General features: G+C 62.1%; 19 protein-coding genes. 15 read left to right on the top strand and 4 right to left on the bottom strand.

Features of this window, described 5'->3' with window-relative positions; translation table 11 throughout:
- Positions 1-140 precede the first annotated feature (140 nt).
- The 4 genes from AC07OP_RS15885 (at position 141) to AC07OP_RS15870 (ending at position 4,830) form a co-directional block, all read left to right on the top strand.
- Positions 141-1,121, top strand: a complete 981-nt coding sequence (locus AC07OP_RS15885) for a helix-turn-helix domain-containing protein (protein WP_065939661.1) — start codon at positions 141-143, stop codon at positions 1,119-1,121.
- 68 nt (positions 1,122-1,189) lie between these two features.
- A complete protein-coding gene (locus AC07OP_RS15880) occupies positions 1,190-2,122 on the top strand; it encodes a SphA family protein (protein WP_175472343.1) in 933 nt (310 codons plus the stop codon).
- 10 nt (positions 2,123-2,132) lie between these two features.
- Complete coding sequence (locus AC07OP_RS15875) at positions 2,133-3,365, top strand: MFS transporter (RefSeq protein WP_495101935.1); 1,233 nt, start codon at positions 2,133-2,135, stop codon at positions 3,363-3,365.
- A gap of 16 nt (positions 3,366-3,381) precedes the next feature.
- A complete protein-coding gene (locus AC07OP_RS15870) occupies positions 3,382-4,830 on the top strand; it encodes an amidase (RefSeq protein ID WP_495101936.1) in 1,449 nt (482 codons plus the stop codon).
- A gap of 62 nt (positions 4,831-4,892) precedes the next feature.
- Here AC07OP_RS15870 and AC07OP_RS15865 read toward each other — a convergent pair whose 3' ends face one another.
- Positions 4,893-5,756, bottom strand: coding sequence for a sensor domain-containing diguanylate cyclase (locus AC07OP_RS15865; RefSeq protein ID WP_098480011.1), 864 nt, complete (start codon positions 5,754-5,756; stop codon positions 4,893-4,895).
- A 221-nt stretch (positions 5,757-5,977) separates the two neighbouring features.
- On the opposite strand from AC07OP_RS15865, the gene AC07OP_RS15860 reads away from it, so the two are divergent.
- Positions 5,978-6,757: a FadR/GntR family transcriptional regulator gene (locus AC07OP_RS15860; protein WP_027603503.1), complete on the top strand. Its 780-nt coding sequence runs from the start codon at positions 5,978-5,980 to the stop codon at positions 6,755-6,757.
- On the opposite strand, the gene AC07OP_RS15855 is transcribed toward AC07OP_RS15860, so the two are convergent.
- Positions 6,697-7,530 (bottom strand): NAD-dependent epimerase/dehydratase family protein, encoded by an 834-nt coding sequence (locus AC07OP_RS15855; RefSeq protein WP_027603504.1) that lies wholly within the window; start codon positions 7,528-7,530, stop codon positions 6,697-6,699. The two genes, AC07OP_RS15860 and AC07OP_RS15855, sit on opposite strands and share 61 nt — an antisense overlap.
- 81 nt (positions 7,531-7,611) lie before the next feature.
- Entirely contained in the window at positions 7,612-8,337 is a 726-nt protein-coding gene (locus tag AC07OP_RS15850) for an oligogalacturonate-specific porin KdgM family protein (protein ID WP_092359640.1), read from the bottom strand.
- Between the two features lie 359 nt (positions 8,338-8,696).
- On the opposite strand from AC07OP_RS15850, the gene AC07OP_RS15845 reads away from it, so the two are divergent.
- The 9 genes from AC07OP_RS15845 (at position 8,697) to AC07OP_RS15805 (ending at position 19,951) form a co-directional block, all read left to right on the top strand.
- A complete protein-coding gene (locus AC07OP_RS15845; RefSeq protein ID WP_495101937.1) occupies positions 8,697-9,851 on the top strand; it encodes a mandelate racemase family protein in 1,155 nt (384 codons plus the stop codon).
- A 72-nt stretch (positions 9,852-9,923) separates the two neighbouring features.
- Positions 9,924-11,534, top strand: a complete 1,611-nt coding sequence (locus tag AC07OP_RS15840) for an ABC transporter substrate-binding protein (RefSeq protein WP_495101938.1) — start codon at positions 9,924-9,926, stop codon at positions 11,532-11,534.
- Positions 11,535-11,554: 20 nt separating this feature from the next.
- Positions 11,555-12,592, top strand: coding sequence for an ABC transporter permease (locus tag AC07OP_RS15835; protein WP_065923970.1), 1,038 nt, complete (start codon positions 11,555-11,557; stop codon positions 12,590-12,592).
- A 45-nt stretch (positions 12,593-12,637) separates the two neighbouring features.
- The gene (locus AC07OP_RS15830; protein ID WP_495101939.1) at positions 12,638-14,248 is read left to right on the top strand and encodes an ABC transporter substrate-binding protein; all 1,611 of its coding nucleotides are present in this window, start codon (positions 12,638-12,640) and stop codon (positions 14,246-14,248) included.
- A gap of 42 nt (positions 14,249-14,290) precedes the next feature.
- The gene (locus AC07OP_RS15825; protein WP_027603510.1) at positions 14,291-15,208 is read left to right on the top strand and encodes an ABC transporter permease; all 918 of its coding nucleotides are present in this window, start codon (positions 14,291-14,293) and stop codon (positions 15,206-15,208) included.
- A 14-nt stretch (positions 15,209-15,222) separates the two neighbouring features.
- On the top strand, positions 15,223-16,062 hold the full coding sequence (locus tag AC07OP_RS15820) for an ABC transporter ATP-binding protein (protein ID WP_065923972.1): 840 nt from the start codon (positions 15,223-15,225) through the stop codon (positions 16,060-16,062).
- Positions 16,063-16,073: 11 nt separating this feature from the next.
- On the top strand, positions 16,074-16,850 hold the full coding sequence (locus AC07OP_RS15815) for an ABC transporter ATP-binding protein (RefSeq protein ID WP_141157340.1): 777 nt from the start codon (positions 16,074-16,076) through the stop codon (positions 16,848-16,850).
- A gap of 198 nt (positions 16,851-17,048) precedes the next feature.
- Positions 17,049-17,960 (top strand): 5-dehydro-4-deoxyglucarate dehydratase, encoded by a 912-nt coding sequence (gene kdgD / locus AC07OP_RS15810; RefSeq protein WP_065923974.1) that lies wholly within the window; start codon positions 17,049-17,051, stop codon positions 17,958-17,960.
- 191 nt (positions 17,961-18,151) lie between these two features.
- On the top strand, positions 18,152-19,951 hold the full coding sequence (locus AC07OP_RS15805; protein WP_495101940.1) for a glycosyl hydrolase family 28 protein: 1,800 nt from the start codon (positions 18,152-18,154) through the stop codon (positions 19,949-19,951).
- A 208-nt stretch (positions 19,952-20,159) separates the two neighbouring features.
- Here the strand turns inward: AC07OP_RS15805 and ppk2 are convergent, their stop codons facing one another.
- A complete protein-coding gene (gene ppk2 / locus AC07OP_RS15800; protein ID WP_065939673.1) occupies positions 20,160-21,077 on the bottom strand; it encodes a polyphosphate kinase 2 in 918 nt (305 codons plus the stop codon).
- A gap of 189 nt (positions 21,078-21,266) precedes the next feature.
- On the opposite strand from ppk2, the gene pstS reads away from it, so the two are divergent.
- Positions 21,267-22,295, top strand: coding sequence for a phosphate ABC transporter substrate-binding protein PstS (gene pstS, locus AC07OP_RS15795; RefSeq protein ID WP_027603516.1), 1,029 nt, complete (start codon positions 21,267-21,269; stop codon positions 22,293-22,295).
- Positions 22,296-22,337: the final 42 nt, after the last annotated feature.

Here is a 22,337-nt window from a genome sequence, read left to right as displayed (position 1 = left end):
CGTGTTTGCCCGAGGCTGGCATCGCGTGCGCACATCCTCACTATCCATTTTCGGCACACATGCACGCGCTGCCCCGGGTTCGGAATGGAACTTGCGTGCGATACGACCTGTAAGCCTTGCAACTGAAAAAGGTTAGGTCAATGAACAATAATAATGTGCAGATGCCTGCGGCCTCGGTGGTGCTTCCACCGGCGTTACCCCTCCAGCGTTTCCTGACCAGCGACATCGACGAGCACGCTCGTAACATGGGCGGCTGGCAGGTTCGCTACGATCAGTTGTCACCCGGCTCCTTTGCCGGTGAGTTGCTGGAGTTCCGCTCGGACTGGATGCAACTGGTGCGCGACCGCTCTAATCAGGCCATGGTCAAGAGTGGTGTGGCCTGGAAAGGTGCGATCACCTTCAGCATTCCCTTGAGTGCCGACGGCCCGGTGTATTGCTCGGGGCATCCGATCCACGAGCCCAGCCTGTTGGTGGCCCACGGTGAAAACCTGCCCGAGCTGCACACTCCACAGCACCTGGACCTGCTCGGCGTGGCCATCGAAGAGCACGCCCTGGAACATGTGCTGGAGTGCCAGGGCATTCAGTTTCGAATTACCGATCTTCCCAGGTGTTACCGTTTGGGTGATTCATCCGTGCAACGTGACCTCGCGGCGTTGTTCGACGAGCTGGCGGGCTGTGATGCCGTGCTCGGGCATGACTCGATCCGCCGCGGCATCCGCGATGCGGTGATGCTGCATATGCTGGAGTTGATCGCCCCGGACCAGGCGCCACCCCTCAACCCCACGGCGCGCAAAAGGATGGTCGATCGCGCCCGCGAATATGCGTTGAGTCACCTCGACGAGCCGCTGTCGATCCTCGACCTGTGCAACCACATCGGCGCCAGCCGGCGCAAACTCCAGTACTGTTTTCAGGAGACCCTGGGCATCAACCCGGTGGCCTATCTGCGGGCACTGCGCCTCAATGCGGTGCGCCGCGAACTGCGAACCAGCACCCAAGCCCACGGCGTACAGGAAGTCGCAGCGCGCTGGGGCTTCTGGCATTTGAGCCGGTTCGCAAGCGATTACCGCACCATGTTCGGCGAAAGCCCTTCCCAGACCCTGCGTCGCACGCAACTCTGCTGAAAACGGATAACCGCCGCACTCTGCGCGTTACTAGGATGGCCCACACCACTTGATGGGAGGGGCATTCGATGATTCACCACAATAATGCAAGCGCCACACGCATGACGCTGTTCACCCTGGGGCTGCTGGGTTGCTGCGCCAGTGTCCAGGCCACCGAGAACGGTGCGCCGACCACCGCTGTCGGCGTTTACGATTTCGGCGCGGGGATGATGCCGCCGGCCACGCCGTTCGGGACCGTAGGGCTGCGCACGGCGTTTTACTCGGCCAATGTGCAGAAGGACCGTAACGGTCGCTCCGTCGACAACCACTTCTCACTGGATGTGTTGTCCATCGGCGTCGCCTACATGCGCATGACCGATCACACGGTGCTGGGCGCCAACTATGGTTTCGGCGTGGTGGTACCGTTCTTCAAGATGGACGCTTCCGTCAAGGTACCGACCCCGGCCGGCCCGCTGAGCCTGGAGGCCGATCCGTTTCGAATGGCCGACATGCAGTTTCTGCCGGTGATCCTGCAATGGAACCTGTCGCCGAACCTGTTTATCAACACGCAACTGCAGATCCAGGCGCCCACCGGTGACTACGACAAGAATCGTCTGATCTCCCCAGGGCTCAATCACTGGACGTTCTCGCCGATCGTCAACGCCACCTACATCACCGACAGTGGCTTCGAGGTTTCCTCAAGCGTTGAGGTGGACGTCAATACCCGCAACCCCGCGACCGACTACAAGAACGGTGTCGAATACCGCCACGAATTTGCCGTGGGCCAGCATGTAGGGCCGTGGACCCTGGGCCTGGGCGGCTACTACTACCGTCAGTTCAGCGATGACGATGCGCCGGGGCTGCAATCGGGCAACCGCGCGCGGGTGCTGGCTGTCGGGCCGGCCGTGAGTTACTTCAAGCCCGGCCTGCCGCCCATTTGGCTGCACGCCTACAAGGAAACCGATGCCCGCAACCGTGCCGAGGGTTACACCGTGGCACTGCGCATTTCTCAAAGTTTCTAAGGGGCTGGCCATGAACTCATCACATTCCGATTCCCCCTCGCCGCGGCAAGCCACCGGGCGCCGTGAAGGGCTGGTGCTGATGTTGGGCAGCAGCCTGACCATCATGGGCGCAGCCATGGTCGCGCCGATCCTGCCCAAGCTGGGCGCCGAGTTCGGTGCACTGGAACCGCGCGCCGACCTGCTGGTGCCCTTGGCGGTCACCGGGCCGGCACTGGCGATTGCGCTGTGCGCGCCGCTGGCCGGCTGGTTGGCCGACCGGGTCGGGCGCAAGGCGTTGCTGGTGATCGCCACGCTGTTGTATGCCGTGCTCGGGGCCATCCCGGCGCTGCTGGATAACTTGCCCGCCATCGTCGGTGTACGCCTGCTGTTCGGCGCGGCGGAGGCGGCGGTGATGACCTGTTGCGCCACGCTGATTGCCGACTATTGGCAGGGCGAGGAGCGGTTGCGCTACATCAACCGGCAGGTGGTCACCATCGGTTTGGTCGGCTCGCTGTTCTATGTCGTGGGCGGCGCGTTGGGCGAACACTCCTGGCGCCTGCCATTCCTGCTGTACCTGCTGCCACTGCTGTTGATACCGATGATGATCAAGGTGCTGTGGGAGCCCGCCGCCGCTCGCCAGCCCGCCGAGGTGGCTGAACAGGGCAGGGTGGCCGTGCTGCCGCTGGTGCTCGGTTATCTGCTGATCCTCAGTGGGATGGTGCTGAGTTTTATCGTGCCGATCCAGGCGCCGGTTTTACTCGTCAGCCTCGGCATTACTTCAAGCACGATGATCGGGCTGTCGGCGGGGGGCAGTCTGCTGGCGACCCTGGGCGGTTCGTTAGCCTGGCCGCTGCTGCGCCGGCGCATCGGTATCCCCGGCTGCAATGCGCTGTTGCTGAGCCTGTTGGGCCTGGGATTGTGGCTGCTGATGCGCGCACCGAGCTACAGCATGGTGCTGGTGGCAGTGCTGATCCATGGCCTGGGCGCCGGGCTGCTGGTGCCCAACGCGATGGCGCCGGTGATGAATGCCCTGAGCGCGAAAACCCGTGGGCGCGGCTTGGGTGGGTTCACGGCGTTTCTGTATTTCGGTCAATTTGTCAGCCCGCTGGTGGTGGCCTTGCTCAGCGTTTACTCGGGTGACGTACGTCGTTCAATCCTGTGGTTGGCCTGTGCCAGTTTTGCCTCGGCCCTGGCCTGGGCACTGGCAGGCCTGCAAGCACGGCGCAAAGCGCTGACCCAGGCATTCGGATCAAGTCATTCATAATCAATAGGAGACGAACATGGACATCCACAACCTGCTGGACAGCGAGGACGCCACCGGTTTGGCCGAATGGGTCAGGCGCGGTGAAGTGCAGCCCGGCGAGCTGCTGGAAGCGGTGATCGAGCGTATCGAACGGGTCGAACCGCAGCTGAATGCGGTCGCCGAGCGGCTTTACGAGTCGGCGCGGCAGTGGGCACGCACATCGCGCCCCGGCCACGCTGTGTTTGCCGGGGTGCCGACGTTGATCAAGGACCTGTTTTCACCGGTCAACGGCGCGGCGATGACCAATGGCTCGCAGGCGTTAGGAGGCGCTCGCGCTGACGTTGAAGCCGAACACGTCAGCCGTATCCGCCGTGCCGGGTGTGTGATTGTCGGTACCAGCACCTCACCCGAATTCGGCACCTCGTATTCCACCGAGTCCAACCGCTTTGGCGCCACCCGCAACCCCTGGAATATCGGCCACAGTGCCGGCGGTTCCAGCGGCGGCGCGGCAGCCTTGGTGGCGGCGCGCGTCGTACCGTTTGCCCATGGCAACGATGGCGGCGGTTCCTTGCGTGTGCCGGCGTCCTGCTGTGGGGTGTTCGGCCTCAAGCCCAGCCGCGGGCTGCTGCCTTCCGGGCCGATGATCGGCGAGGGCTGGGCCGGGATGGGCAGCCCCCATGCGATTACCTTGTCGGTACGTGACAGCGCCGCGCTGCTGGATGCCACGGCCGGGATCGACCTGGGCGCACCTTATGCCGCGCCGCTGCAGGCGCAGCCCTATGTCACCGCGCTGCAGCAGGACCCTCGGCCGCTGCGGATCGCCCTGGTCGAGCAGCTCGGGCCTTGGCCGACCTCCGGCGAAAGTGTGCAAGCCGTACGCCAGGCCGCCAGGTTGTGCGAATCCCTGGGGCACCGCGTTGAACCGGTCAATTTGCCGGTGGCGCTGCCGGCGTTTCTCGATCAGGTCTTCACCATCATCGGTGCAAGCACGCGCCACTATGTCGATGTGTTGGGGCAGATGCGCGGTTCCGCCGTGCAGCCCGAGGAGCTGGAAGCCCGCACCCGCATTATCCTGCGCTGCAAAGGGGCCGTCAGCGGTGCGCAGTACGCCGGTGCCGTGGAATGGATTCATGCCTTGGGCCGGCAGTTGGCAGTGTTCATGCAGGATTACGACCTGATCCTCACGCCGACCCTGGCCCGCGAGCCGGTGCCGATCGGGGAGCTGGACCTGCAAGACGACCGCTTGAGCCTGGAGGAACTGATCGAACGGTTCCACAGCTACTCACCGTTCACGGCGCTGTTCAATGCCAGCGGGCAACCGGCGATGTCGGTGCCGTTGCACTGGAGCGCTGCCGGCCTGCCGGTGGGCGCCCACTTCGCCGCTCGCTTTGGCGAAGAAAGTACCCTGCTGGCCCTTGCGGGGCAGCTGGAGCGGGCCCAGCCCTGGCGCGGCCGGGTTCCGCCGGTCAACGCCTGTCGGTTGTGAGCCTCTGAGGGCTTCTGCATCGGGCGGGTGGACCGACCTGCCTGATGCAAACCGCCTTCTGGTCACTCGGCCGCGAATCGCTGCCTTTTTATCCGGTACATATCACCGTCCGCATGGCTGAGCAGGGTATCGGCATCTTCCCCGTCCTGGGGATAAACCGCCACGCCGATGCTGCAGGACGGCATCTTCACCCCACCAAACTCGGGCCCCAGCGGCTCGGCCATGACCGCGAGTATCTGCACCACCCTGGCAGAAATAGCCTCCCGCGACGGGATGTCGGTCAACAGCACCGTGAACTCATCACCGCCCATCCGCGCCACCAGGTCGCTGTCGAGTACGCAGCGTTCCAGGCGTCGGGCAATCGCACACAGCACGCGATCGCCCATGGCATGGCCATGCACATCGTTGATGCCCTTGAAGTCATTGATGTCCAGGAACAGCAACGCCAGGCCGCGGTTGTGGGACTGCGCACTGTGCAGGGCCTGGTCCAGCCGATCATTGAACAGTGAGCGGTTGGTCAGGCCCGTCAGCGGATCATGGTGGGCAAGGAAGCGCAGTTCTTCTTCGGCCTGGGTGAGCGCCGTCACGTCCCGTGCGACGCCGATGCGCGCGCCCACCTCTTTGGACCAGAAGGCCGCCCACAGGATGTGCACCACGCTGCCGTCCTTGCGTAGATAGCGGTTGCGGAAGTCGACATGGGAGTGGCCATTCATGACCCGCACAATCGAGGCCCGAGTGCGCGCCAGGTCTTCCGGGTGCATGTAGTGGGTGATCAGGGTGCCGACCAGTTCGTCGGCACGGTAGCCGAGCAGGGCCTCGCAGCCATCGCTGACGAAGACAATCTGGCTGTCGCCGTCGACGACAAATACCGTATCCAGCATCAGGTGGATCAGTTTCGGGTACAGCGCTTGCAGGTCAACGGGCATGGGGCATCGGGCGTCCGGTTCATATCGGTCGATCATAGCCCGATCATGAGCTGGGGCGTCGAGCAATCCTGCACATTTTTTAGTCCGCTCGGCAGTTGCCGAGGGCGGTCTGGCAGGGGCTTTTCGCGTTGTGGGACGCGCTGGGAGCCACAGGGAGAGTTGTCGTACAACCGAATGCGCTATGATGCGCGTTCCTCCGCCAACCGAGATACCCGTTCTTGATGGACAACCCGAACGTCCAGCCCACCGTTCGCCGCCGGCACCGCAGCCTGGCCGAAGAACTGGTCACCGAGCTTTCCCGGCGCATCTGTTCCGGTGAGCTGCCGCGTGCCACCAAGCTGCCCACCGAATCCGAAGTGATGGCCGAACATGGGGTGAGCCGCACGGTGGTGCGCGAGGCCATTTCGCGCCTGCAGGCCTCGGGCCTGGTGGAAACCCGGCACGGCGTCGGCACCTTTGTGAAGGATATCCCGAGCCCCAGCGGGTTTCGCATCGACCCGGACAGCATCGTGACCTTGCAGGATGTGCTGGCCGTGCTGGAGTTGCGCATCAGCCTGGAGGTGGAGGCTGCCGGCCTGGCGTGCGTGGGGCGGACCGACGAGCAATTGCAGGTGATGCGCGACTCGCTGGATGCGCTCAACTCGCGGGCGGTGAGTGCCGACTACGCGGTGTCGGCAGACTTTCAGTTCCACCAGCAAATCGCGTTGGCCACGGGCAATCGTTACTTCACCGACATCATGTTGCACCTGGGGCTCAACATCCTGCCGCGTACACGCCTGCACTCCAAACGCCTGGCCAACGCCAACAAGGAGCCCTTCCTGGAGCGCTTGAGCCGTGAGCATGAGGACATCTACAAAGCCATCCTGCGCCGTGACGCCGATGCGGCTCGGGCGGCGATGCGCCTGCACCTGTCCAACAGCCGCGAGCGCATGCGCCGGGCCTATGAAGCCGCCGCCGCCGAGTTGTCGAACGGCCCGGCCGCGGTGAACGCGCCGCCCTGAAGCCGGCTGCCCGGTTCATCGGCCGGCGCTGGCGGTTGTTGCTCGACCTTGGCGCGAAACGCTTCCGAACTGTCCTTGGGCGCAAAGCCCAGGTGCTCGGTGTGCCGGGTGCTCCACCAGCGATCGCGATTGGCCGAGACGCCATACACCACACTGTGTCCCACATCCTTGGCCAGCAGGGCGCGCGCCACCAGGTGGTCCAGGTCGGTGTAGCTCAGCCAGGTCGACAGCATCCGCCGGTTGCGCGGCTCGGGGAACGACGAGCCGATGCGCAAGCTCACGGTTTCAATCCCATAGCGGTGAAAGTAGAACGCCGCCAGGTCTTCGCCGTAAGCCTTGGAGAGGGCGTAGTAGCCATCCGGACGGCGCGGTGAGTGCACGTCCAGTTCAACGTCCTGGAGATAAAAACCGGTGACGTGGTTGGAACTGGCAAACACAATCCGCTTGACCCCCTGCTGTCGCGCCGCCTCGTAAATGTGGAATGTGCCGCGAATATTGGCGTCGAGAATCTCCTCGAACGGCCGCTCCACGGAAATCCCGCCCAGGTGAACGATGGCGTCGACGCCGGTGACCAGTGCCGCCACGGCGGCCTTGTCGGCCAGGTTGCAGGTGATCACTTCGTCGTGCTCACCACGGCTGGGGGCCATGGGGCTGATGTCCGAGACGCGGACGATGTCGGCATGGGCCTGCAAGGTGTTCCGCAGGATTTGCCCCAGGCCGCCGGCGGCGCCGGTGAGCAAGATGCGCGTGAAGGGTTTGGGTGGTGTGGTCATGGTCAGGTCTTCCATTGAACGCTGAATGCAGGTGGCTTGCCTGTCGAGCGATGCGCACTCGCCAGGCAAGTCGTGGGGGCTTTACATGAAGTTGTACTGGATGCCCAGGCGCCACCGCGCCTGGCGATCTTCGGACGTGGCGTTGACCTTCACATCACCAATCTCCATGAACGGGGCCCATTCCTTGTTGAGCTTGTATTTGACGATCAGGTTCTGTTCGTAATCGCTCTTCTTGTTGTCGTAGCGGATGTAGTCAGTCTTGAAGTAGATGAACTGATATTCATACGCCCACTTACTGGCCGGCGTGTAGCCGAGCCAGCCCTCGAAACGATGGGTGGTCTGGTCATCCTTGATGTGGTCGGGCAAGTCCTCGTTGACCTGGTCGCGGTCCAGCTTCTTGGCGTCCAGGCGATAGCGCGTGGCGGCGTAGAAGGCGTCGTTGATCTTGTAGTTGTACTTGAGGCCGAACTTGTAGGTGGTCGAGTCTTTCGAGCTGTCCATCTGGAACGCCGGGGTCAACGTCGATTGCGCGCTGAGTTTGTAGTTGTAGCTCACGGTGAACTCGTGCCCGTTGTTGACCATGTTGTCGTAGGCGACGTCTTCACGGTCGCCGGCGGTGCGGTATTTCATTTCCGCTTCAAATCCCAGGCCACTGTCCAGGCGGTAGTTGAGCTTGATTCGGTCAGCGTGGGCGCTGTCCTCCTCGGTGAACTGGTGGCGGTAGTTGATGCTGGCAGAGTCAGCGCTGACATACAGCGGCAGGCCGAGGGTCAGGGCAGTAACGAGCGTGCGTAGGGTGGTGTTCATACGGTCTTCTTTTTTGTTTTTGTTAGGGTCGTTTGACGGTTGCTACGGCAGTGGGTTGTTGCGTATGGCTCTCATCTAAGGTGTCGATATACGTTATCGTACGACAAGATGACTCGTCTATGGGTTATCGGTGGTTTTGAAACATCTTGAAATATATGTGCCCAGTGAATAGGGCTTTACAGCAATCCTAGTTATTCCTTGGTTGTCTTTAAAAATAAGGGTTTTGCCGGGATTTACTGAAAATGCATGCAGAAGAGGGGCGGGTTATTGGGTCTTTTCAAGTGTTGTACGATGACCTATGATCGGTCGCAACAGACGACACTTCCGTCACAAATCCAATAAGAAGGCTTACGACGTCCATGAGAATCACAGCAGTCAACGTCCAGGTGTTTTCCTACCCGACCCGCCGCGCAGTGGACAGTGCCGGCCATGCGCACCCGGGTGATGTCACCCAGGCGCAGATGGCTTTGCTGCGCATCCAGACCGAAGACGGCCAGGAGGGTTATGCCTTCGGCGCCCCTGAACTGATTCGCCCGTATGTGCTCGATGGTTTCGTGCGCAAAGTGCTGGTGGGGCAGAACGCTTTTGATCGCGAAAAGATCTGGCACGACCTCGCGCACTGGCAGCGCGGCAGTGCCAGCCAGTTGACCGACCGCGCCCTGGCGCTGGTGGAGCAGGCCCTGTGGGATTGGGCCGGGCGCAAACTGGGTGTGCCGGTGCACAAGTTGATTGGCGGTTTCCGCGATAAGGTGCCGGCCTACGGCTCCACCATGTGTGGCGACGAACTGCCCGGAGGCCTGGCGACCCCGGAAGACTACGGGCGTTTTGCCGAGACCCTGGTGCAGCGCGGCTACAAGGCTATCAAGCTGCACACCTGGATGCCGCCGGTGTCCTTCGCCCCGAGCCCGCGCATCGACGTGCAGGCTTGTGCGGCGGTACGCGAAGCGGTCGGCCCGGACATCGCCCTGATGCTGGACGGTTATCACTGGTACAGCCGCACCGAAGCGCTGTACATCGGGCGTGAGCTGGAGAAGCTCGACTTCGCCTGGTTCGAAGAGCCGATGATGGAAGAGTCCGCCGAGTCCTATGCCTGGCTGGCGGGGCAGTTGGACATTCCGGTGCTGGGCCCGGAAACCCTGTCCGGCAAACACCTCGCCCGTGCCAGTTGGGTCAAGCACGATGTGTGCGATATCTTGCGCGCCGGTGTGGCGGGCGTCGGCGGCATTGCGCCGTGCCTGAAGGTTGCGCACCTGGCTGAATCCTTCGGCATGGATTGCGAGATTCATGGCAACGGTGCGGCCAACCTGGCCGTGGTCGGCGCGATCAAGAACTGCACCTGGTATGAGCGTGGCCTGTTGCACCCGTACTTGGATTACGACGAAGTACCGGCCTACCTCAAGCGTCTGGTAGACCCGATGGACAACGACGGTTTTGTGCACCTGTCCGACTTGCCGGGCCTGGGTGAAGACATCGATTTCAACTTCATCGAGACCCATACGCTTAAAAGCTTCTGACGTGTACAGGGTCAGCCCGGCATCAGTCGGGCTGATCAAGAGCCCTATAAATATAAAAAAGGCACTCTTGTTATGAGCATTTTCCCTTCGCTGTGGGCGCGGGTGTTCGTCGCCGCGCTGGCTGTCACCGCTGTACCTGCAAGCTTCGCAAAAACCCCGGCCGATCAATTGATCGTCGGCATGAGCATGATCAACCTGCTGTCCCTCGACCCGGCGGCGGCCACCGGCCTGGACGTGTCGGAGATCAACGCCAACCTCTATGACATGTTGCTGGTGCAGGACGTCGCCCAGCCGGATCGCCTGGTACCGGCGCTGGCCGAGCGCTGGCAGGTCAGTGACGACCGCAAGACCCTGACCTTCAACCTGCGCACCGGCGTGAAATTCCAGTCCGGCAATGACCTGAGTGCCGAAGACGTTGCCTGGTCGTTGCAGCGCGTGCTCAAGCTCAACCTCGCACTGGCCTCCACCTGGAAGGCCTACGGCTTTACCGCCGAGAACGTCGAGCGCTACATGCGTGCCACGGATGCCGCGACCTTTGTGATCGAGCTGCCCCGGCCCACCGACCCGCTGCTGGTGCTCAACACCCTGGCGACCTCGCCGAGCGCCTTTGTCCTCGATCGCAAGAAAGTCCTCGAACACCAGAAAAACAACGACATGGGCGCCGCCTGGCTGGTGACTCACGCCGCCGGCAGCGGTGCGTTCGTGCTCAATGACTGGCGCGCCAACGACGTGATCCTGATGACCCGTTTCGACGGGTACTGGGGCGGCCCGGCCAAGCTCAAGCGCATCGTCATGCGCAACATGACCGAGTCGCAGTCGTTGCGCCTGATGATCGAGCGCGGCGACCTGGACATCGCCAAAGGCATGTCTGCGCCGGACATCGAAGCCCTGCAGAAAAGCGCCAAGGTCCGCACCCAGACCTTGCAGCGCGGCACCCTGTACTACGTCGCCCTGAGTGTGAAGCAACCGATGTTCGCCGATGCGCGTGTGCGCAAGGCCGTGCGTGCGCTGATCGATTACCAGGGCATCAACCAGACCGTCATGCCCCATTACGGCGTGATCAATCAACGGCCGCTGCCCCTGGGCCTGGCCGCGCGCCTGCCGGATCCCGGCTACACGCTCAACGTCGAGCAGGCCAAGGCCTGGCTGGCCGAGGCCGGTTACCCGAACGGTTTCAAGACCACCATTCGCGTGCTCGCCGAACCGCCGTTTATCAACATTGCCTCCAACCTGCAGTCGACCCTGGCCCAGGCCGGTATCGACGCCAGCATCATCACCGGCACGGGCAACCAGATCTACGGCGCAATGCGTGAGCGCAGCTTCGACATCATCGTCGGCCGCGGCGGTGGCGGGGCCGAACGGCATCCGCACTCCAGCCTGCGTACGCTGGTGTACAACCCGGATAACCGCGATGAGGCCAAGCTCACCAACTTCCAGGGCTGGCGCACATCCTTCTACAGCCCCGAGCTGAACCAGCTGATCGAGCGCGCGGAAGTCGAGCCTGACACAGGCAAGCAACTGGCCCAATACCGCGACATCCAGGAGCAGGTCGACCGGCAGGTCGGGGCCATTTTGCCGGTCTCGCAAATGACCGACACCGTGGTGGTGTACGAAGACGTGGCCGACTTCCAGGGCCATACCGCCGCGACCACGCGCTACAAAGACGTCTACAAGAAGCGCTGACCGATTATCAGGAGCTCACTATGTTTGTTATGACTGCCTCTGTCATGGGCGCTCGCGCGTCCAACACGGCCCGGCGCGCGGGTACGGTGCTGGTGACCTTGCTCGGCCTGCTGGCCCTGACGTTCATCATCGGCCGGGTCATGCCGCTCGACCCCGTGCTGGCGGTAGTCGGGCCGGATGCCGACAGTTCCACCTATGATCAGGTGTACCGGTCGATGGGCCTGGACAAGCCGATCTGGACCCAATTCGGTCTTTACCTCAATGACCTGCTCCACGGTGACTTCGGCAATGCGCTGTTGACCGGCCACCCGGTACTGGACGATATCCTGCGCGTCTTTCCCGCGACGATTGAACTGGCCACCCTGGCGATTCTGTTCGGCGTGCTGATCGGTTTGCCCCTGGGCGTCTGTGCCGCCAGCAACCAGGGGCGCCTCGGCGATCACGTGGCGCGGGTGATCACCTTGTTCGGCTACTCCACGCCGATTTTCTGGCTGGGCATGATGGGGTTGCTCGTGTTCTACGCCTGGCTCGGCTGGGCCGGTGGAGCGGGGCGCATCGACCTGGCCTATGACGGCATGGTGCCCGAGGTCACCGGCCTGCTGCTGATCGACTCGACCCTGGCACGTGACTGGGAGGCCTTCGCCAGCGCCCTGCGCCACATCGTGTTGCCGGCGCTGATCCTCGGCCTGAACTCGGTGGCGTATATCAGCCGCATGACCCGCAGCTTCATGCTCGAGCAGCTGTCCCAGGAGTACATCATCACCGCGCGGGTCAAGGGCCTGTCCCGGCGCCAGGTGGTGTGGGGGCATGCGTTTCGCAACATCCTCGTGCAGTTGCTGACGGTGGTTGCGCTGGCCTACGGCTCGTTGCTGGAGGGCGCGGTGCTGATCGAAACCGTGTTTGCCTGGCCGGGGTTCGGCCAGTACCTGACCAGCAGCCTGATGCTCGGCGACATGAACGCGGTGATGGGCTGCGTGTTGGTGATCGGCTTGATTTTCGTCGCGCTCAACCTGATCAGCGACGCCTTGTACAAGGTGTTCGACCCCCGTACCCGTTAACGCACTGCGCCGTACCGATAAAACTATAAAAAGAAGGAATTTTGCATGAAGACGGTATTTTCAACACTGCACCTTGGCCTGTTGACGGCGATGCTCGCCCTTGGGCCGATGACAACGGCCAGCGCCAAGACCCCCGCCGATCAATTGATCGTCGGCATGAGCATGGTCAACCTGTTCTCCATCGACCCGGCCAATGCGCCTGGCCTGGATGCCTCCGGCGTCAACGCCAACCTCTACGACACCCTGATCAAGCGTGACCAGGGCAACCCGGAAAAACACCTGCCGCAATTGGCCGAGCGCTGGGACATCAGCGAAGACGGCAAGCAGGTGACCTTTCACCTGCGCCAGGATGTGAAATTCCATTCGGGCAACCCGCTGACCGCCGAGGACGTGGCGTGGTCGCTGTACCGGGTGATGAAGCTCAATTTCGGCCTGGCCACCACCTGGAAGGCCTACGGCTACAGCGTCGAGAATATCCAATCGCTGATCCGCGCCACGGACGCCCACACCCTGGTCATCGACCTGCCGCAGACCATGGACCCGCTGCTGCTGGTGGACTCCCTGGCGATCTCGCCGAGCGCTGTGGTAGTGGACCGCAAGACGGCCCTGGCCCATGAGAAAAACGGCGACCTCGGCGCCGGCTGGCTGGTGACCAACGAGGCCGGCAGTGGCCCCTTCGTGCTGACCAAGTGGAGCGCCAACGATTCGCTGCTGCTGACCCGTTTCGACGGCTACTGGGGCGGCGCGGCGAAGCTCAAGCGCGTGGTGGTGCGCCACATGACCGAATCCCAATCCTTGCGCCTGATGCTCGAACGCGGCGACCTCGACCTGGCCTACGGCATGGCGGCGCCGGACATTCGCGCCATCGACGGCTCGGACAAGATCCAGGTGCAATCATTGCCGCGCGGCACCATGTACTACGTGGCGATGAGCATGAAGCAACCCGAGTTTGCCAAGACTCAGGTGCGTGAAGCCGTGCGCAACCTGATCGACTACAAGGGCCTGGATGAACAGGTGATGCCGTATTACGGCAAGCTCAATCAGCAGCCGATGCAGTTGGGGCTGGAAGCGCGCTTGCCGGATCCGGGTTATCACATGGACGTAGCCAAGGCGAAAAAGCTGCTGGCCGAGGCGGGTTACCCCGACGGTTTCAACACCACCATTCGCACGCTGTCGGAGCCGCCGTTCATTGACATCGCCGCGCGCCTGCAGGCGACCCTGGCCGAAGGCGGGATCAAGGCCAGCATCGTCACCGGCACCGGCAACCAGGTCTACGGCGCCATGCGCGCGCGCAATTTCGAGATCATCGTGGCCCGTGGCGCCGAGCGCTATCCCCATCCGTATTTCAGCCTGCGCACCTTCGCCTACAACCCCGACAACAGCGATGACGCCGGCTTGCCGAACTTCCAGGGCTGGCGCGCTTCATTCTTCAATCCGCAACTCAACAGCCTGATCGACCAGGCGGGCGTGACGCGCGATTCGGCACAGCGGGTCAGCCTGTATCACCAGGCGCAGACGCTCTATGACCAGCAGGTGGGGCCGATCCTGATGATCTCGCAGATGACCGACACCGTGGTCAGCGCGGCCGACGTCAAGGGTTTCAGTGGTGACGATGCCGAGGCCACCCGTTACCTGGGTGTCTACAAGCAGCGTTGAGTGGGGCTGCGGCCCTTCAGAATTCACACAGAGAAGATGCTTATGAATGCCAATCTGTCTTCCATCGACACGGCGGCGAAGCGGCCGGTGGATCGCTCGCCGGGCTCCAGTTTCGATGCCTTCTGCAAGAGCGGCCTGCGGGTGCTCCGTCACCTGTTACGCAACCCCATGACCCTGGCGGGCCTGCTGGTTGCGCTGCTCTTGGTGGTGGTCGCGGCCTTTGCGCCGTGGATCGCCACCCACGACCCGGTCGCGCAAAACCTCGCCACAGCCTTGCAAGCGCCGGGCTCGGCGCACTGGTTCGGCACCGACGAATACGGTCGGGATATTTTCAGTCGGCTGGTCTATGGCTCGCGGATCACGCTGTACATCATTGCCTTGGTAACCGTGATCGTCGGTCCCATCGGGCTGTTTATCGGCACCGTCTCGGGCTACTTCGGCGGGGCGGTCGACACCGTGTTCATGCGCCTGACCGATATCTTTATTTCCTTCCCCAGCCTGGTCCTGGCACTGGCCTTTATCGCCGCCCTGGGCCCTGGCCTGGAGCATGCGGTGGTGGCGATTGCCTTGACCTCATGGCCACCGATTGCGCGGCTCGCGCGGGCTGAAACCCTGTCCCTGCGCAACGCCGACTTTGTTGTCGCCGTGGAACTGCAAGGCGCGTCGCCGGCGCGGATTATCCTGCGCCATATCGTGCCGATGTGCCTGTCCTCGGTGATCATCCGCCTGACCATGAACATGGCCGGGATCATCCTCACCGCCGCCGCGTTGGGCTTTCTCGGCCTGGGTGCCCAGGCGCCGCTGCCGGAGTGGGGCGCGATGATTTCCACCGGGCGCCGCTACATGCTCGAGTGCTGGTGGCTGGTGGCGGTTCCCGGGGCGGCGATCATGTTGGTCAGCCTGGCCTTCAACCTGTTGGGCGATGGCCTGCGGGACATCCTTGATCCGCGCAGCGAATAATCGGAGAACACCTTATGTCTGCCATCAAGCTGAATGTGGAAGGGCTGAATGTGCGCTTCGTCAGTGGCCAGAAAGAAACCCACGCCGTGCGTGATGTGTCCTTTACCTTGGGGCGGGAGAAACTGGCGATTGTCGGTGAGTCCGGCTCAGGCAAGTCCACCGTCGGGCGCAGCCTGCTCAAGCTGCATCCGCCCAGCGCCAGAATCACCGCCAAGGCCATGGCGTTTGGCGAGGTCGACCTGCTCTCGGCCAGTGAAAAGGCGATGCAGAAGATTCGCGGCCAGCGTATCTCGATGATCATGCAAGACCCCAAGTACTCGCTGAACCCGGTGGTCAAGGTGGGCGACCAGATTGCCGAAGCCTACCTGGCCCACCACAAGGCCAGTCGCAGTGATGCGCGCGAACGAGTCATGCAGATGCTCGAGCAGGTGCATATCCGCGATCCGAAGCGGGTCTACAACCTGTACCCCCACGAAGTGTCCGGCGGTATGGGCCAGCGCATCATGATCGCGATGATGGTGATCACGCGTCCGGAAGTGATCATTGCCGATGAGCCCACCTCGGCCCTGGATGTCTCGGTGCGCCAGCAAGTGCTCAACGTACTGGAAGAACTGGTCGACCAGCAGCAGATGGGGCTGATTTTTGTCAGTCACGACCTCAACCTGGTGCGCAACTACTGTGACCGCGTGCTGGTGATGTACGCCGGGCGCGTCGTCGAATCCCTGGCTGCCTGCGACCTGCAATACGCCGAGCATCCCTACACCCGTGGCCTGCTGGCCGCGCTGCCGAGCATGGATAACCGTCGCGTGCACCTGCCGGTGCTCAAGCGCGATCCACTCTGGCTGACTCAATAAGGAACCTGACCATGCCCATGATCCAAGCGCACGCCTTGAACCTGAGTTTCGGCACCGGCGCTGCCATCAACCAGGTGCTGCACGATGTGAGCCTGAGTGTCGCCGACGGCGAATCGTTCGGCCTGGTGGGGGAGTCCGGTTCGGGCAAGACCACCGTGCTGCGCTGCCTGGCCGGGCAATACCGGCATTGGAATGGCGAGCTGAGCATCGCCGGCGCGCCGTTGCAGCACAAGATTCCCAAGGAGCACTTTCGCAAAGTGCAGATGGTCTTCCAGGACCCCTACGGCTCCCTGCACCCCAGGCACACCATCGACACCGCCCTGCGCGAACCGCTGATTATTCACGGGGTAGGGGACAAGGACGACCGGATCAAGGAGATCCTGCTCAAGGTCGGCCTCAACGACAGCTTCCGCTTTCGCTATCCCCATCAGTTGTCCGGTGGGCAGCGCCAACGGGTGGCGATTGCGCGCGCGTTGATCCTTGAGCCCCGCGTGCTGTTGCTGGATGAACCGACCTCGGCCCTGGATGTGTCGGTCCAGGCCGAGATCCTCAACTTGCTGGCGGACCTGCGCCAGCGCGAGAAACTCACCTATCTGCTGGTCACCCATGACCTGGGTGTGGTCACTCACTTGTGCGACCGGGTGGCGGTGATGCAGCACGGCCGGATCGTCGAATTGCTCGACTGCCAGGCTTTGAGCCAGGACCAGGCCGTGCACGACTACACGCGCATGCTGGTGCAGGCCAGTCGTGACTTCAGCCAGGAGTCTGAGCGACGGCGGGTCGGCTGATTTCTGTAGTCATCGTATGACTATGCTTGAATGGTAATGCGCTAATTCCTATGGATTGCGATTAATGTGCTGTTTTTATTGAATTAAATCTTAAAGGTGCGAACTAAGGCACTTAGGGCTAGCTAACAATCATTTATAGTTGTACGATGACGTACCTCTTAAGGTATCCCTTTATTTTTTGATTTGAGGTTTGCGAACATGACGCCACAAGAACTAAAAACAGTCCTGTCTTCCGGCTTGCTCTCGTTCCCGGTTACCGACTTTGACGCGGCCGGTGACTTCCGTGCCGACACCTATGCCCGCCGCCTGGAATGGCTGGCACCCTACGGCGCCAGCGCGTTGTTCGCGGCCGGGGGCACCGGGGAATTCTTCTCCCTGGAAGCCAAGGAATACACGCAGATCATCAAGACTGCGGTGGACACCTGCAGGGGCCAGGTGCCCATCCTCGCCGGGGCAGGGGGCCCGACACGCCAGGCCATCGCCTATGCCCAGGAGGCCGAGCGCCTCGGTGCCGCCGGTATTCTGCTGATGCCTCACTACCTCACCGAAGCCAGCCAGAAAGGCCTGGTGGCCCATGTTGAGCAGGTGTGCAATTCGGTGGATTTCGGCGTGGTGGTGTACAATCGCAACCTGTGCCGTCTCAATGCCGACAGCCTCGAGCAGCTGGCCGAGCGCTGCCCGAACCTGATCGGCTTCAAGGATGGCATTGGTGAAGTCGAATCCATGGTGTCGATCCGTCGTCGCCTCGGCGACCGCCTGACCTACCTCGGCGGGCTGCCGACCGCCGAAGTCTATGCTGCGGCCTACAAGGCCCTGGGCGTGCCGGTGTATTCCTCGGCGGTGTTCAACTTCATCCCGAAAACCGCGATGGATTTCTACCGTGCCGTGGCCGCCGACGACCACGCCACCGTGGGCCGCTTGATCGATGATTTCTTCCTGCCGTACCTGGCGATCCGCAACCGCTGCGAAGGCTATGGCGTGAGTATCGTCAAGGCCGGTGCACGCCTGGTCGGTCATGACGCCGGCCCGGTGCGCGCGCCGTTGACCGACTTGCTGCCTGAAGAAGTGGAGCAGTTGGACGTGCTGATCAAGGCGCTGGGCGCCCAGTAAGCCCCTTGTAGGAGCGAGCTTGCTCGCGAAAAAACCACAGACGACTCGGGCCACCCGGTAACGCGTGTGTTCGTTGACGCGTTTCGCGGGCAAGCCCGCTCCTGCAACCGCCTTATCAACTACCTCGAAAAAACCGGGCGGCAGATGTAGCGCCCCTCGGTGTGAATACCGGCAAAAACAAGGAGAACAACATGCCGTATCAACCCTCGGAAAAAAGACCGGTGCGTTGCGCGCTGGCCCTGGTGGTCCTCGGTTGCAGCCCGCTGTCATGGGCGCTGCAAGCCCCGTCAAAACTGCAAGTACCGACCCTGGCCTTTGATGACCGGCAAATCATCCTGGTGTGGGAAAAACCTGCCGAGCATGCCGGCATCAAGGATTACCGGGTCTACGCCAACGGCACGCTGCTGGGCAGCGCCAATGCCAATAATGACCAGGTGTCACCGGCCAAACCCTATATCGACCAGTTTTATCGGCAAGACACCGCCAACTTCCACCATCGCATCGGCATTCACAGCTTTACTGCCCGAGGCTTGAAGCCCGACACGGCGTACCGTTTCACCGTGCGTTCGGTGGACGGCAACGGCAAGGAATCCGCGGACAGCGCCCCGGTGCTGCAACGCACCACCCCGGTTGCGGCGGTATTTGACGTGAAAAAGTACGGCGCCAAAGGCGACGGCAGTCACCTCGATACCCAGGCGATCCAGAACGCCATCGATGCCTGCACCGTCGGTTGCAAAGTCTTGTTGCCTGAAGGCACCTACAAAAGCGGCGCGCTCTACCTCAAGAGCAACATGACCCTGGAGATCGCCGAAGGCGCGACCCTGCTCGGCTCCGAGCGCGCCGAAGATTACCCGCTGGCCGGCTACATCCAGTATCCGTATTCCACCACTGTGCGCCCGGCCTCGCTGATCAACGCGTTGCCCCGTGATCCGCGCCAGCATCAGTCATTCGAAAACATCCGCATCGTCGGCCAGGGCACCCTCGATGGCAATGGCTGGAAGCGCAACGCCGATGTCGTCGACGAACGTGGCCAGGCACTGCCGTTCTACCTGCCCAGCGACAATACCCGCTATGCCCGGGACGGCATCCTCGCCAAGGCGCAGGTGGAACAGGCCGTGGCGCGCGGCATGAACGTCAAGGATGCCTACGGGCAGATGCGCTCCTCGCTGATCACCCTGCGCAATGTGAAGAATGTGTTCTACGGCGGCTTCACCGTGGTGAACCCGGCGTTCCACGGCATCATGAACCTGGAGACCGAAAACGTGGTGCTGGCCAACACCACCCACACGACCTACGACGCCAACAACGGCGACGGCATCGAGTTCGCCAACAGCAAGGGCGCGATGGTGTTCAACAACTTCTTCGACACCGGCGATGACTGCGTGAATTTCGCGGCCGGCACCGGTGCCGATGCCGTGCACCAGCCGCCGCAGGAAGACGCGTGGATCTTCAACAACTACTTCCGCAAGGGTCATGGCATGGTGGTCGCCGGCAGCCACACCGGCGCCTGGATCCAGAACATCCTGGCCGAAGACAACGTGTCGGACGGTACCGATGCCGGGCTGCGCATGAAGAGCACCAACTTCATGGGCGGCGGCGCGCGCAACGTCACATTCCGCGACTCGGCGATCCGCAATACCGTCAAGCAGGCGTTCATTTTTACCCTCGACTACAACGACCCGAACGCCAAGCTCGACTATCAGCGCTCAACCATCGCGGGGCAGTTCAAGGACATCCGGGTGAGCGACGTGAGCGTCGAGAATGCCCAGGGAGCGGCGATCGAGGTCAAGGGTGATGCCTTGCACAACGCCTACCATCAGGGCCTGGTGTTCGAGCGCGTGCGCTTTCGCGGCGCGGCCAAGGCGCGTATCGATGGACTGAAAGACTCACGCTTCGACCACGTGGTCTTCAGCCAGACCGGCGCTGCCAACCCATGGCAGGTCAGCGATAGCCAAGGGCTCGTGTTCAAGGATGTGCAGCCGTCACCGTAAGCGCAAACGTTATGGCGAATGGACCCTTGTAGTGAGCGGGCTTGCCCCGCGCTGGGCTGCGCAGCAGCCCCAAAACACAGCCCCGGAACTGTCTGGCACACTGCAGCGTTCTTATTGGGGCTGCTACGCAGCCCAGCGCGGGGCAAGCCCGCTCACCACATACGGTGTTCGCGCTTAACTACCCCTGGGGAATCTATTGCGTCCTGCGTTAATAGACCTGAGGCACGATGATGTCCACCGGTGTCGGATTGCGCGAGTAGTCCTCCTGCCTGACCCGTTGCGGCAGCTCGATCACCGGCAGTTCCACTTCCTCATAAGGCATTTGCCCGAGCAGGTGGTGGATGCAGTTGAGGCGGGCTTTCTTTTTGTCGTCGGCCTGCACCACCCACCATGGCGCTTCGGCGATGTGGGTGCGCTCGAGCATGACTTCCTTGGCCTTGGTGTACGCCTCCCAGCGCCGGCGCGACTCTAGGTCCATGGGGCTGAGTTTCCACTGTTTGAGCGGATCGTGAATGCGGCTGAGAAAGCGCAGGTGCTGTTCCTGATCGGAAATGGAGAACCAGTATTTGATCAACTGGATGCCGGAGCGGGCGAGCATGCGTTCGAACTCCGGCACGGTGCGGAAGAATTCCTCGTACTGGTCTTCGTTGCAAAAGCCCATGACTTGTTCGACACCCGCGCGGTTGTACCAGCTGCGGTCGAACAGCACGATTTCACCCGCGGCTGGCAGGTGCGAGACATACCGCTGGAAGTACCACTGCGTCTGTTCGCGGTCGTTGGGCGCGGGCAGGGCGGCGACGCGGCAGACCCGCGGGTTGAGGCGCTGGGTAATGCGCTTGATCACACCGCCTTTGCCGGCGGCATCACGCCCTTCGAACAGGATCACCACCTTGGCGCCGGTCTTGACTACCCAGCTTTGCAGCTTCACCAGTTCACCTTGCAGGCGGAACAGTTCGCTGAAGTAAATCCTGCGCGCGGCCTTCTCGGGGCTTTCCTCGACGTGCTCGTCGAACAGTGCGTTGAGATCGTGCCCGTCTTCGGATAATTCCAGTTCCAGCTCTTCGTCACTGTGATCCAGCAGCTCTCGGTGGATGCGCTGGATCAAGGCGTCGTCTACTGCAGACATGGGAGGCACTCGCGTCGTGGGGGGAGATGGCAAAGTCTTAGTCGCATTTTGTTACCAACCAATTACATCGAAATACGTGGCTGCGGCGGAAAGACGGGACGAAATAGCGGTTTGCCACCCAATTTTCATAAAAGCGTAACAAAGCTGCTGCAAAGTTCCGGGAGCCCGTAATCACAAGGATTTCCCTGAATGAAACGTCTGATGAAGTCAGCTGCACTCGCCGTTGCGGTTTCTCTAAGTGCCACCTCGGTATTTGCTGCCGAGAACGTCCGTCTGACAGGTTCTGGCGCCAGTTTCCCAGCGCCGATCTACCTCACCTGGTTCAAGGATTTCAGCAAGAAGACCGAAGGCGTCACGGTTGACTACCAGTCCAAAGGCAGTGGCGCGGGTGTACAGGACTTCCTGAACAAAACCGTGGACTTCGCCGCCAGTGACTCGGCCATGAAGGACGAAGACATCGCCAAGGTCGCCGAAGGCGTGCAGTTGCTGCCGATGACCGCAGGCGAAATCGTCCTGGCGTTCAACCTGCCGGGCAATCCTAAAGAACTTAAGTTGCCACGGGATGTGTACTCCAACATCTTCCTGGGCAAGATCACCAAGTGGAACGATCCGCAGATCGTCGCCGCCAACCCTGGCCTGAAACTGCCGGACATGCCGATCACCGTGGTCGTGCGTGCAGACTCCAGCGGCACCACAGCCGTATTCACCAAGCACTTGGCGGCCATCAACCCGCAGTTCCAGAAGGACTTGGGTGAAGGCAACACCGTCAACTGGCCAGCCAGCGACAAATTCATCAAGTCGCCGAAGAACGATGGTGTGACCGCCACCGTACGCCAGACCCCAGGCGCGATTGGCTACATCGAATACGGCTTCGCCAAGCTGGCCAAGGTTGACTTTGCCCAGTTGCAGAACAAGGCCGGCAAGTACGTGGTACCTAACGCCGAAAGCGGTGCCGAAGCCCTGGCGGCAGTGAAAATGCCGGAAAGCCTGGTGGCCTGGCTGCCGGACCCGGACGGCGCCAAGTCCTACCCGATCACGTCCTACACCTGGATGATCTTCCGCAAGGACAACGGCAACCCGGCCAAGGCCAAGGCCATGCGTGAAATGGTCGAGTACAGCCTGACCGAAGGGCAGAAAATCGCCGATTCGATGGGCTATATCCCGCTGCCGAAGTCGGTGGTCGATCAGGTTCGTAAAGCGTCCGCCAACATCCAGTAACGCTTGTGAGGCCTCTCTCGGCGGGCGCTGTCAGCCCGGCCG

Source organism: Pseudomonas sp. GW821-FHT09D08, assembly GCF_059416305.1.
This window is presented reverse-complemented; position numbering and strand designations above follow the sequence as displayed.

Bases quoted from the DNA above. Each gene is read 5' to 3' on its own strand.
- AC07OP_RS15880 (WP_175472343.1), top strand. From the start codon at position 1,190: ATGATTCACCACAATAATGCAAGCGCCACACGCATGACGCTGTTCACC.
- AC07OP_RS15850 (WP_092359640.1), bottom strand. From the start codon at position 8,337: ATGAACACCACCCTACGCACGCTCGTTACTGCCCTGACCCTCGGCCTG.
- AC07OP_RS15885 (WP_065939661.1), top strand. From the start codon at position 141: ATGAACAATAATAATGTGCAGATGCCTGCGGCCTCGGTGGTGCTTCCA.
- AC07OP_RS15875 (WP_495101935.1), top strand. From the start codon at position 2,133: ATGAACTCATCACATTCCGATTCCCCCTCGCCGCGGCAAGCCACCGGG.
- AC07OP_RS15840 (WP_495101938.1), top strand. From the start codon at position 9,924: ATGAGCATTTTCCCTTCGCTGTGGGCGCGGGTGTTCGTCGCCGCGCTG.
- AC07OP_RS15830 (WP_495101939.1), top strand. From the start codon at position 12,638: ATGAAGACGGTATTTTCAACACTGCACCTTGGCCTGTTGACGGCGATG.
- pstS (WP_027603516.1), top strand. From the start codon at position 21,267: ATGAAACGTCTGATGAAGTCAGCTGCACTCGCCGTTGCGGTTTCTCTA.
- AC07OP_RS15865 (WP_098480011.1), bottom strand. From the start codon at position 5,756: ATGCCCGTTGACCTGCAAGCGCTGTACCCGAAACTGATCCACCTGATG.
- AC07OP_RS15815 (WP_141157340.1), top strand. From the start codon at position 16,074: ATGCCCATGATCCAAGCGCACGCCTTGAACCTGAGTTTCGGCACCGGC.
- ppk2 (WP_065939673.1), bottom strand. From the start codon at position 21,077: ATGTCTGCAGTAGACGACGCCTTGATCCAGCGCATCCACCGAGAGCTG.
- AC07OP_RS15845 (WP_495101937.1), top strand. From the start codon at position 8,697: ATGAGAATCACAGCAGTCAACGTCCAGGTGTTTTCCTACCCGACCCGC.
- AC07OP_RS15860 (WP_027603503.1), top strand. From the start codon at position 5,978: ATGGACAACCCGAACGTCCAGCCCACCGTTCGCCGCCGGCACCGCAGC.
- AC07OP_RS15825 (WP_027603510.1), top strand. From the start codon at position 14,291: ATGAATGCCAATCTGTCTTCCATCGACACGGCGGCGAAGCGGCCGGTG.
- AC07OP_RS15855 (WP_027603504.1), bottom strand. From the start codon at position 7,530: ATGACCACACCACCCAAACCCTTCACGCGCATCTTGCTCACCGGCGCC.
- AC07OP_RS15820 (WP_065923972.1), top strand. From the start codon at position 15,223: ATGTCTGCCATCAAGCTGAATGTGGAAGGGCTGAATGTGCGCTTCGTC.
- AC07OP_RS15870 (WP_495101936.1), top strand. From the start codon at position 3,382: ATGGACATCCACAACCTGCTGGACAGCGAGGACGCCACCGGTTTGGCC.
- AC07OP_RS15805 (WP_495101940.1), top strand. From the start codon at position 18,152: ATGCCGTATCAACCCTCGGAAAAAAGACCGGTGCGTTGCGCGCTGGCC.
- kdgD (WP_065923974.1), top strand. From the start codon at position 17,049: ATGACGCCACAAGAACTAAAAACAGTCCTGTCTTCCGGCTTGCTCTCG.
- AC07OP_RS15835 (WP_065923970.1), top strand. From the start codon at position 11,555: ATGTTTGTTATGACTGCCTCTGTCATGGGCGCTCGCGCGTCCAACACG.